This window comes from Pseudomonas sp. AC229 (genome assembly GCF_979254655.1).
Window position 1 is genome coordinate 203,520 of record NZ_CEEDHK010000007.1, and the last position, 9,886, is coordinate 213,405.

Annotated in this window: 12 protein-coding genes; 5 read left to right on the top strand and 7 right to left on the bottom strand. The window is 59.0% G+C overall.

Annotated elements, in window-relative coordinates; all coding sequences use genetic code 11:
- Window positions 1-25: 25 nt before the first annotated feature.
- Both AC0IW7_RS12055 and AC0IW7_RS12060 read left to right on the top strand, forming a co-directional pair.
- Window positions 26-967, top strand: coding sequence for a LysR family transcriptional regulator (locus tag AC0IW7_RS12055; RefSeq protein ID WP_471818195.1), 942 nt, complete (start codon window positions 26-28; stop codon window positions 965-967).
- Window positions 968-1,097: 130 nt separating this feature from the next.
- Window positions 1,098-1,637, top strand: a complete 540-nt coding sequence (locus AC0IW7_RS12060) for a DUF3833 domain-containing protein (protein ID WP_471818197.1) — start codon at window positions 1,098-1,100, stop codon at window positions 1,635-1,637.
- Here AC0IW7_RS12060 and AC0IW7_RS12065 read toward each other — a convergent pair.
- From AC0IW7_RS12065 to AC0IW7_RS12080, 4 genes are read right to left on the bottom strand one after another with little or no spacing between them, the layout of a single operon-like run.
- Window positions 1,634-2,362, bottom strand: a complete 729-nt coding sequence (locus AC0IW7_RS12065; protein ID WP_122493593.1) for an amino acid ABC transporter ATP-binding protein — start codon at window positions 2,360-2,362, stop codon at window positions 1,634-1,636. The genes AC0IW7_RS12060 and AC0IW7_RS12065 overlap by 4 nt on opposite strands.
- Entirely contained in the window at window positions 2,349-2,999 is a 651-nt protein-coding gene (locus tag AC0IW7_RS12070) for an amino acid ABC transporter permease (protein ID WP_206000607.1), read from the bottom strand. The genes AC0IW7_RS12065 and AC0IW7_RS12070 overlap by 14 nt, the downstream gene beginning before the upstream one ends.
- A complete protein-coding gene (locus AC0IW7_RS12075; RefSeq protein ID WP_463383248.1) occupies window positions 2,996-3,661 on the bottom strand; it encodes an amino acid ABC transporter permease in 666 nt (221 codons plus the stop codon). Before AC0IW7_RS12075 ends, AC0IW7_RS12070 begins: the two co-directional genes overlap by 4 nt.
- Window positions 3,662-3,674: 13 nt before the next feature.
- Entirely contained in the window at window positions 3,675-4,460 is a 786-nt protein-coding gene (locus AC0IW7_RS12080; protein ID WP_471818199.1) for a transporter substrate-binding domain-containing protein, read from the bottom strand.
- A 272-nt stretch (window positions 4,461-4,732) separates the two neighbouring features.
- Here AC0IW7_RS12080 and AC0IW7_RS12085 point away from each other — a divergent pair, with 272 nt between their 5' ends.
- Window positions 4,733-5,437, top strand: coding sequence for a FadR/GntR family transcriptional regulator (locus AC0IW7_RS12085; RefSeq protein WP_471818201.1), 705 nt, complete (start codon window positions 4,733-4,735; stop codon window positions 5,435-5,437).
- A 287-nt stretch (window positions 5,438-5,724) separates the two neighbouring features.
- Here the strand turns inward: AC0IW7_RS12085 and AC0IW7_RS12090 are convergent, their stop codons facing one another.
- Window positions 5,725-6,636 carry an ADP-ribosylglycohydrolase family protein gene (locus AC0IW7_RS12090; protein ID WP_463383245.1) on the bottom strand — a complete coding sequence of 304 codons (912 nt, stop codon included), beginning with the start codon at window positions 6,634-6,636 and terminating at the stop codon, window positions 5,725-5,727.
- Between the two features lie 385 nt (window positions 6,637-7,021).
- On the opposite strand from AC0IW7_RS12090, the gene AC0IW7_RS12095 reads away from it, so the two are divergent.
- Both AC0IW7_RS12095 and AC0IW7_RS12100 read left to right on the top strand, forming a co-directional pair.
- Window positions 7,022-7,558, top strand: a complete 537-nt coding sequence (locus AC0IW7_RS12095) for a hypothetical protein (protein WP_471818203.1) — start codon at window positions 7,022-7,024, stop codon at window positions 7,556-7,558.
- A gap of 134 nt (window positions 7,559-7,692) precedes the next feature.
- Entirely contained in the window at window positions 7,693-8,460 is a 768-nt protein-coding gene (locus AC0IW7_RS12100; protein WP_471818205.1) for a hypothetical protein, read from the top strand.
- A gap of 63 nt (window positions 8,461-8,523) precedes the next feature.
- Here the strand turns inward: AC0IW7_RS12100 and AC0IW7_RS12105 are convergent, their stop codons facing one another.
- Together AC0IW7_RS12105 and AC0IW7_RS12110 are read right to left on the bottom strand one after the other, a co-directional pair.
- A complete protein-coding gene (locus AC0IW7_RS12105) occupies window positions 8,524-8,853 on the bottom strand; it encodes a DHCW motif cupin fold protein (RefSeq protein WP_471818206.1) in 330 nt (109 codons plus the stop codon).
- Between the two features lie 142 nt (window positions 8,854-8,995).
- Window positions 8,996-9,382 carry a GFA family protein gene (locus AC0IW7_RS12110; protein WP_471818208.1) on the bottom strand — a complete coding sequence of 129 codons (387 nt, stop codon included), beginning with the start codon at window positions 9,380-9,382 and terminating at the stop codon, window positions 8,996-8,998.
- Between the last annotated feature and the right edge of the window lie 504 nt (window positions 9,383-9,886).

Here is a 9,886-nt window from a genome sequence, read left to right on the forward strand (position 1 = left end):
TGAATGTCCGTAATGGAGGCGTGAGATGGACAGCCTGAACGGCTTTGTGGTGTTTGTGCAGGTCGCTGAAACCCGCAGTTTTGTTGCCGCTGGCCGGCTGCTGGGCGTGTCGGCCTCCGCCGTTGGCAAGAGCGTGGCACGGCTGGAAGAAAAGCTCGGCGTGCGCTTGTTTCACCGCAGCACACGCAGCGTGACGCCAACGGCCGAAGGCATGCTGTTTCTGGAACGCAGCCGGCGAATTCTGGCGGAAATTGAGGCGGCGCAGCTGGAGTTGTCCCACGCCAGCGCGGCGCCGCGCGGGCGGCTGCGGGTCAGTTTGCCCCTGGTCAGTTCACTGGTGCTGCCGGTGCTCGGCGACTTTATGCGCGAGTACCCCGCCATCGAACTGGACCTGGATTTCAGCGACCGGATGGTGGATGTCATCGAAGAGGGTTTCGACGCGGTGGTGCGCACCGGCACGCCGACGGATTCGCGGCTTTCTGCGCGCAAACTTGGCGCGTTTCGCTCCGTGCTGGTTGCCTCTGCGGGCTACTTGGCCGAGCGGGGCACACCCAGCGTGCCGGCAGATTTGCTTGGCCACAGCTGCCTGCATTACCGCTATCCCCACAGCGGCAAACTGGAAACCTGGCCCTTGCGCCGCGCGGCCGAGGAGCCGGAACTGGCGCTGCCCACCTCCATGATCTGCAACACCATCGAAGCCCGGTTGTGTTTTGCCATGCGCGGTCTGGGCATCGCCCACGTGCCGGATTTCTCCGCCAGGCAGGCGCTTGCCGATGGGCAGCTGTGCACCGTGTTGGCGGATTTCACCGAACGCACCGGCGTGTTTCATGTGCTCTGGCCGGCCAGCAAACACCCCTCACCGAAGGTGCGCGCGTTTGTCGATTTCCTTTCTGAACGGGTATTCCCAGCCACGCAACACAGCGGGTTGCCTCATCCAGCCAAACGCCGAGCCCCTCGTACCCAGTAAGCACGCGGCATCGAGTGGCTTAGAAAAACCTATGCAAAGTTTTGCTTTTGTATAAGTATTTCGAGCGGCGGAGCAATCTGCGTTGCGCCGCAGCCTCGCTGCCCCAGCTAATGAGTCAAGGAGATCGACCATGCGTGTCGCACTAGTAATGCTGTGCTGCCTGTTATTCAGCGGTTGTGGTGGCGTGGGGGTTGAGCACTACGCACAAGAACGCCCACAGCTGGACTTGCCCGGTTACTTCTCCCAGCCCGTGCAGGCGTGGGGCATTTTTCAGAATCGCTCGGGGGAGGTGGTGAAGCGCTTCACCGTGAATATCAGCAGCCGCCGCGACGGTGAAAAACTGATTCTTGACGAGCGTTTCCTCTACAGCGACGGCACTCGTCAACAACGCGTCTGGACCCTGGTGCCAAGCGGCGACGGCCACTGGCGCGGCACCGCTGGTGATGTGGTTGGCGAGGCCGAGGGCGAGATTGCCGGCAATGCCCTGCGCTGGCGCTACAAGCTGAACCTGGACGTGGACGGCTCCACCTGGGTGGTCGACTTCGATGACTGGATGTACCTCATGGACCCGGACACCCTCATCAACCGCTCCAGCATGAGCAAACTCGGCGTCGAGCTGGGCCAGGTGACCCTGTTCTTCCGCCGGGGTGCGCCGCTCGCGCAGGACTAACCGATACTGCCAATAAAATTCGCCAACTCCGGGGTTCCTGGTGCCTGGAACAGCTCCTTGGGCGCGCCCACTTCGTGCACGCGCCCTTGGTGCATAAACACCAGCTTGTCGCCGACCTCGCGGGCGAAACGCATTTCGTGGGTGACCATAATCAGCGTCATGCCTTCCTTGGCCAGCTCGCGCACCACGCTCAGCACCTCGTTGACCAATTCCGGATCGAGCGCCGAGGTGATCTCGTCGCACAGCAACACGCGTGGCGACATGGCCAACGCGCGAGCAATGGCCACGCGCTGTTGCTGACCGCCAGACAACTGCTCGGGAAAGGCATTGAATTTATCCGCCAGGCCCACGCGCTCGAGCATTTTTTCCGCGAGCCGGCGCGATTCTGCGCGGTCGGTTTTCTTCACCACCTGCGGTGCGAGCATCACGTTTTCGCCGACGCTCAAGTGCGGGAACAGGTTGAATTGTTGAAACACCATGCCGACTTTTTGCCGCAGTGCGCGCAGGTCTGAGCGCTGGGCGTCGAGGTATTGGCCGTCCACTTCAATCACGCCATCGTTGATCGACTCCAAACCATTGAGCGTGCGCAGCAGCGTGCTTTTGCCCGAGCCGCTGCGCCCGATAATGGCCACCACTTCACCTTCCTCTACCTTGAGGTCGACGCCCTTGAGCACGTGGTTCGAACCGTAATACTTGTGCAGGCCCGTAATACTAAGCAGCGACATGCAACCTCCTTTCTAGGTAGCGGGCGCCCATAGAGAGCGGGAAACACAGCAGGAAATAGCCGAGGGCAATCAGCGAATAAACGAGGAAAGGTTCGAAGGTGGCATTGGCGATCATGCTGCCGGTTTTGGTCAGCTCGGTAAAACCGATGATCGAGGTCACTGCGGTGCCCTTGACCACCTGCACCGAGAAACCCACGGTGGGCGCCACGGCAATGCGCAGCGCTTGCGGCAAAATCACATAGCGCAGTTGCTCCAACCGGTTCAGCGCCAGGCTCGCGGATGCCTCCCATTGGCCCTTGGTGACCGACTCGACGCAGCCTCGCCAGATTTCGGCCAGGTACGCGCTCGTGAACAACGTCAGCGCCACGGCAGCGGCCAGCCAGGCCGACACATCCACGCCCAACAAGGCGATGCCGAAGAACACCAGAAACAGTTGCATCAACAACGGCGTACCCTGGAACAACTCGATGTAACCGCGCGCCAAAACACGCAACGCGGTCAGTTGCGAAATGCGCGCAAGCATCACCAGCAGCCCCGCCACGCCGCCACACACAAAGGCCACCAGCGACAGCAGCACCGTCCACTGCAGCCCGGTTAGCAGGTTGCGGATGATGTCCCATAGGGTGAAATCCATCAGCGTCTCCCCACTATCACGTGGCGGCCCACCAGGTTCAGCAACTGGCGCAGGGCGATGGCCATGCACAGGTAGAGCAAGGTGGTCAGTAGGTAGGTTTCGAACGCACGAAAGTTGCGCGACTGAATAAAGTTGGCGGCGAACGACAACTCCTCGGTGGCAATTTGTGAACACACCGCCGAGCCGAGCATCACGATAATGATTTGGCTCGACAGCGCCGGCCACACCTTGGCCAAGGCCGGGCGCAACACCACATGGCGAAAGATTTCATAGCGCGTCATCGCCAACGCCGACGCCGCTTCGATCTGCCCGGCCGGAATAGCCTGGATACCCGCACGGATAATTTCCGTGGAGTACGCGCCCAGGTTGATCACCATCGCCAGCGACGCTGCTTGCCACTCCGTCATACGCACGCCGAGCGAGGGCAGTCCGAAAAAGATAAAGAACAGCTGAACAATGAACGGCGTGTTGCGGATCAGCTCCACATAGGCGCTGAACAACCAATTGAACGGGCGCACCTGCCAGGCGCGCATTACCGCGCCCAGTACGCCGATGCCCACTCCGGCGAACATGCCGATGGCCGTCAGCTCCAGGGTGAACAACGCGCCCTTGAGCAGCTGATCGCTATGGGCCAACACCGCCGCGAAATCAAATGAATAAGCCATCGGCTGCGGCCGCTCAGAGGTCAGCAGGCAGCGGTTGTTTCAGCCACTTTTTAGCAATGCCATTGAGGCTGCCGTCGGCCTTGGCGGCGGTCAGAATGCCGTTCACTTTTTCCAGCAGTGCTGGTTGCTCTTTGGCCAGGCCGACGTACACGGGCGAGTCTTTCAACTTCAGTTTCAGTACCGGTACTTTCTTCGGATTCTTCTCGGCAATGGCACTCATCACCACGCTGCCGCTGGCAATCAAATCGACCTGGCCGGACAGGTAGGCGGCGATGGTCGAGTTGTTGTCTTCGAAGCGTTTGATCGTCGTTCCTTCCGGCGCCACGGCGCTCAGCTCCATGTCTTCAATGGCACCGCGAGTCACGCTGATGGTTTTGCCTTTGAGTGCGTCGGTGCTGGCGATGTCGGCTTCAGCCGGGCCGAACACCGCGAGGTAAAAGGGCGCATAAGCCTTGGAGAAGTCGATGACCTTTTCGCGCTCCGGATTTTTGCCCAGGCTGGAAATCACCAGGTCTACTTTACCGGTGGTGAGAAAAGGAATGCGGTTGGTGCTGTTCACCGGCGTGAGGGCCAGCTTCACCCCGAGTTTGTCGGCAATCAGTTTAGCTGTGTCGATATCCAGCCCGCGCGGCTGCATGTCTGGCCCCACCGAACCGAATGGCGGGAAGTCTTGAGGCACCGCCACCTTCAATGTGCCGCTGGCCTGGATATCGGCGAGCGCATCGGCATTCGCCGCCGAGTGCATTAACGCGCCGCTGGCGAGAAGGGCGGAGAGCAGCAAGTGACGAACTGTACGCATGGGAAAAACCTCGTGGCGTCGCAATAAAGTGTGCAAAGGCGATAGCACGGGACATGCCACTTTTGCCGAAACGAAGGGCAAATTGCCTTCGCTCGTTGCGAATCAAGGTCTTACTGGTCTGAACAGTTGGCGCTTCCTGATTGAGTCGACAAGTTTTAATCGCACCCATGTAGGGCGCGGGTTTCAGCCAGGGTGCCAGGCTGGTGCGTGACTTGCCTGAGCGATGAAAATCAGCGTAAAAAGCAGCTACTTCTTCTGACTGGTCTGAACAGATGGCCGATACAGCAGTGCGTGGCGCGGTGCCCGAACAGGCCCTTCAGGCCATTCAAAAACTGATTCGCGAGGGCGGCTATCAAGCTGGAGATGCCTTGCCCTCGCAACGCGATTTAGCCGAGCGGCTGGGCGTTAGTCGCGCATCGCTGCGGGAAGCGTTGTCGTCATTGAGCGCCTTGGGCGTGGTCAGCGTGCAAGCGGGGAAGGGCGTGTATGTGCAGGCCACCCGAGCCGCTAATAGCCCGAGCGCCCGAGCGTTTTCCTGGCCCTATGCCGAGCAGGTGTCTGCCGCTGATACCTTCCAACTGCGCTACGTACTCGAAGGCTTTGCCGCCGGCCGCGCCGCCAGCACCCTGACCGCGCTCGACATCGACGAGCTGCACGACAACGTCGAAGCGATGCGCCTGGAACTGCGCGCCGCCAACTTCGAAGCAGCCGCACGGTTGGACTTCGAATTCCACCGACGCCTGCTCCAAGCCAGCGGCAACCTAGCCATTGAGCACATCATCAGCGCCAACGAAACCGTGTTCCTCGAAAGCCAAAAGTTGCCGTTTATTCGCCCTGAACGCGCCATGGAAACCTGGCAAGAACACCGCAAAATCCTCCGCCAACTCGCCCGCCACGCCAACGAACCCGCGCGCAAAGCCATGCAGGAACACATCCGCAATGCGGCGTCGCGAACGGGAATAATTTTTCCGATTTGAGGGGGGCGGCAGAAGGGGACTTTAGCGGCGCTTAGGGGAACTTCGCCCGGTCGACAAACTGGATATCCTTGTCCTCACCAACGGCATTCACCGCATGCGAGCCGAGGGGCGGGGGCCGCCTCGAAAGCTGGGATCAGATGATCCTTCAATAGGCGATTTGCCTGGGGCTGTGATGATATGTGCCGGGGTCTCACCGGCGCAGGACGCGAAAAAAAGGGAGCAGACCATAGCTGAGGTTCCGTTCTGGCAAAAAGGCGGCGCCTGCAGGCCACATGTGCTTCACACCATTACCGCGAGCTTGCGTGTCGAAAGAGATCCATGGCGATATGCTCAATGTCCTCGCCCATGTGTAGCTTGGCTAACCACTTTTGCGCGATCCCGGACTTGCCGTAAAACGCACCTGCCAACTGGCCCGTAATGGCGGCGGTTGTATCGGCATCATCGCCGAGGTTGGCCGCAGCAAGCACTGCAGTGTCGAAAGTGGACGTGGTGGCGAAACTCCACAGAGCGGCTTCCAGCGAATCGACGCAATATCCTGTGCCCCGAATTTGATCCCGCGTTTTGCTGAGGTATTCGCCAGCGGCGATTGCGTTGACTTTAGCTTCGGTAAACACAGTAGAAGAGGCTGCCAGGATGTGTTCTTTGGCGCAGCCAGCAAGTGCCTTGCCAATCATTTCTGCAAAAAGATGGCAACACTCGGTAGCTTGCGGGGCGGCATGGGTTGTGCGGGAGCTGTCGACCGCATAGCGAGCGACGTCGGCAGTTTTAGGGTGGAAAAACAGAACCACTGGAGCAAGCCGCATGAGTGAACCGTTCCCGGCAGAGCCAGGGCGGGACGAACCGGAAAATCCGATGCCGTCCCGCTGAAAGCTTTCCAGCGCTTCCCGGACGGTGCCGCCGATATCAAAGCAAGTTCCCGTCGAACTCAGATAACCCCACTGCCACCAGTTGAGATAGCGGACCATCTGATCGTTTGCGTCGAAACCGCTTTTCGCCAGAAGGCTTTCCGCCAAGCACAGAGCCATTGAGGTGTCGTCAGTCCACTGTCCTGGTTTGAGCTTGAACGGGCCGCCTCCGATCATGTCTCTCAACGGCTCGAACGTACCGCGTGGACAGAATTCAACCGTTGTGCCGATTGCGTCACCGCAAGCAAGGCCCAGCAGGCTTCCTGCGTAGCGATCTGCGAGCGAAATGGTCATCTGATATCCCTGTCGTTGAACGCGGTTGTCTTGGGCAAGAAATGAGAGGGCGTTTGTTTTCAGCTACGCAAAATGTGTTCGCGTTTTTCCCTGCTTAGCGCCGCTATTCACTTCGTTCTGCAAAGGGCCAGCCACCCTTTTCAAGTAGGGTTCTGTTGTAGCTCAATCGTGACCAAGCACAAAGCAGTTCGTGAAATTCGCGATGCCAGCGGGTGACATGTGGCGGCTTGCCTTGGGCGTATTGCGCCCTTTAGTCTGGCGCGATTGAACCAGGGACGGACGGGCAACCTCGATGCGACAAGAACGGTGGCAGTGCCTTTACTGCGAGGCACAAAACAACCTGAATGCTGAAACATGTTCTACGTGCGGTAAGTCCTGTTACGAGGTGTCGGACGGCGACGCGCACGTTCAAAGACGGCTTTCCTCCTCGCGCCCCGCGACACCGCCAGCGAAGAACGGCCCTCAGAGCGCAGCAGACAAAGCGTATGAAGCCAAAATTCAGGCCCGGGCCCAGCGTGAAAACGCGCGGGCGAAAGCGGCGCTGGATCCTCGGCGCAGAGACGGCTCCAATATCGTCAATTGGAAATTACTGCTGGGTTGTTTGGTGGCCGTGCCTGTCTGCAGTTACCTCACGTTAGACACGTTGATCAGCGACCACGTTGTCGGCGGCATTTGCAGCAAAGGCCGCTGCACGCACTGGGAAGTACAGGGCTTTACACCCATGCTGTTGCTGGCCCTGTCATGGCTTTCGGTCGCGATTGCAGCAGGGTCAATCGTGCTCGACCATATGGACCGCCGCGTACATAACGAAGTCATTTATTACCGCATTCGCGTCATAGGCATGACGTTGTATTTTGGCCTACAGGCGGCATCCGTGGTAGTGGGTGCCTGGTTAGGGCAGGTTACGTTTCTGCCGGATTAACCACGGCTCGCTCTCAGGGTTCTAACGCATCGGTCGTACGTTTGATGTCGTCTGCGCATCCGCTGCCGATAGCGACTTCTCATGAATTTTCTGTTTTGACGACCAAACTTTTCATCACCCCAGAAGGATCTGCCATGCGATGGAAGCTGCTGTTCGGTTCACTCTTTTTACCCTGCTTTTTAATGCTGTCAGGGTGCATCCCGACCCAGCATATTATTCCCGGTGGTGACGGTGGGCGTTTTGTCCTCACTGAAGACATTTACGCATTCACCGAGCCGCGTTGGGGCGATCCGTGGTTGGAGGGGCTTGCGAAAGGCGAATATATCGCTGTGGGTTATGACGAGGCAGGTGTCTATTACCGGGGTCCGCACCGATGCCTGATCTGGCTTCCCAACGACAAAGCCCTCCACTTCCTCGAAACGGGTGAGCGGCCCAGCGCAACGGAAAACCCGCAACATGTTGAGCTTTTCTACGGCGACGAGGGCGGCGTGTACATTCCTAACGACCTGGAACATGAACCGCCTTCTTATTTTTTCTACGCCGATTATCGCCACGTTACCGGTGACCCAGACTCGAAAATACCGGTGCCGCCTGCGTCTGAAATCAACGCGCACGTTCCGGGTTCGGAGCCCGCTCAGGCCGTTGCAACATATCCCTCGGTAAAAGTAATCAACCCGGCGAACCCGACAGCTCCACCTTCCATAGCCGCTTCCGCAGGTACGGTCATAGGTGTTGCCGCGGGTAGGCAGATAGGCCTGGCCGGCTTTCGAGATGCACAGGGCGGCGTTATTCGAATGTTCAATGTCGGCAACCCGCGGATTCTGGCCATCGTACGTTCGACGCGGCAAAGTACGGCCCAGCGCGTACCTGAGTCGCGGAAAATAGTGGCACGGGATTTTTAACATCTCCAAGCGGAAGTCGTTTATCAACTGAGTGCCATTGATTCACGTGCTCCTGCTCAAGCCTCAATCGACAATAAACAACCTGGCGCCCGAGGCGGTCGACGACCGATGCGCCTCTGCGTGGTCAGCGACCTGGTAGCTCATTCCAGCACTCAACGTAAACGTGCGGCCGTCCTCCAGTTCAGTTTCAAGCTGCCCGTCCAGGCACAGCAAAATATGGCCCTTGTGGCACCAATGATCGGCCAGGTAACCGGCGCTGTATTCAACCATTCGAACGCGAACGCTACCGAACTGGCAGGTGCGCCAGTAGGCCGTGCCGGTTTCGCCGGGATGAACGCTGGGTTCGAGTTGGGACCAGTCGGTGGTGCCGAACGGGATGTCGGTGAGTTGCATAGGTGCTTCGCCTGTGGGAGGAAGTCGAAATGCTATCGAGGCGGCGAAGCGGGCAATAGATACAGATCCGGCTGATTACGCCAATACTTCGGCAGCAGCGGCGCTTCGTGTTCCTGGCGGCTTGGCGGGCGGCGACATAGCGCTATTCGAACTGCGGCAAATCATCCTCAATCGTCCACCAGTTGGCTTTCGAGCCAGTATGAAAATGCGCCTCGGGCTTAACCGAAACCGGCTCATTGATCAGCCCGACTCGAATGCGCAGCACGCCGGGCAGACTGTCTCTTTTGCTGTAAATCGGCGAACCGCAGCGGCTACAAAAAGCGCGTTGTTTGCCGGGCGAGGACTCGAAAACGGTAATCAGCTCGGCACCGCTCAGAAGATGAAAAGCGGTTGTGCTAACCGGCGTATTCGTCGCGAATGGTGTGCCCTGTGCTTTGCGGCACTGGGAGCAATGGCATACCTGAATAGGCTCCAGTTCGGAGTCGATGCTGAACTGAATGCCGCCGCATAAGCAACTGCCTGTGTACATCGGTGCCTCCGGATTAAAAGGGGTAGCGAGCAGCTTAGGGCAGTGCGTTTAAATGCGCCAAATCGAAGTGATCAGCACATTTAGCGCATTTTAATGCGCTGAATACTCCTGCTCGGCGAACGCAGACTCTGAGCTCGCTGCTGCACCGGGCTCGGCAGCCCAGAGGGAGACCGATCGCGGCTAAAGCCGCTCCTATAGCCCGCATCGTCTTCGAGATTCTGGATCCCCGCGTGCGCGAGGATGACGGTGGGGTGTGGGTATTTCTCGTCATTCCCGCGAAGGCGGGAATCCAGAATCGCGAGTCCAGCGCGCCGCTCAAGCCCACACGCCGTCCTGTGGGAGCGGCTTTAGCCGCGATGCTTTTGATTCCGTGCTTTGCAGGAATCGCGGCATCGTCTTCGAGACTCTGGATCCCCGCGTGCGCGAGGATGACGGTGGGGTGTGGGAATTTCTCGTCATTCCCGCGAAGGCGGGAATCTAGAATCGCAGCTCCAGCGTGTCGCT

Bases quoted from the DNA above. Each gene is read 5' to 3' on its own strand.
- AC0IW7_RS12055 (WP_471818195.1), top strand. From the start codon at position 26: ATGGACAGCCTGAACGGCTTTGTGGTGTTTGTGCAGGTCGCTGAAACC.
- AC0IW7_RS12060 (WP_471818197.1), top strand. From the start codon at position 1,098: ATGCGTGTCGCACTAGTAATGCTGTGCTGCCTGTTATTCAGCGGTTGT.
- AC0IW7_RS12065 (WP_122493593.1), bottom strand. From the start codon at position 2,362: ATGTCGCTGCTTAGTATTACGGGCCTGCACAAGTATTACGGTTCGAAC.
- AC0IW7_RS12075 (WP_463383248.1), bottom strand. From the start codon at position 3,661: ATGGCTTATTCATTTGATTTCGCGGCGGTGTTGGCCCATAGCGATCAG.
- AC0IW7_RS12080 (WP_471818199.1), bottom strand. From the start codon at position 4,460: ATGCGTACAGTTCGTCACTTGCTGCTCTCCGCCCTTCTCGCCAGCGGC.
- AC0IW7_RS12085 (WP_471818201.1), top strand. From the start codon at position 4,733: ATGGCCGATACAGCAGTGCGTGGCGCGGTGCCCGAACAGGCCCTTCAG.
- AC0IW7_RS12090 (WP_463383245.1), bottom strand. From the start codon at position 6,636: ATGACCATTTCGCTCGCAGATCGCTACGCAGGAAGCCTGCTGGGCCTT.
- AC0IW7_RS12100 (WP_471818205.1), top strand. From the start codon at position 7,693: ATGCGATGGAAGCTGCTGTTCGGTTCACTCTTTTTACCCTGCTTTTTA.
- AC0IW7_RS12105 (WP_471818206.1), bottom strand. From the start codon at position 8,853: ATGCAACTCACCGACATCCCGTTCGGCACCACCGACTGGTCCCAACTC.
- AC0IW7_RS12110 (WP_471818208.1), bottom strand. From the start codon at position 9,382: ATGTACACAGGCAGTTGCTTATGCGGCGGCATTCAGTTCAGCATCGAC.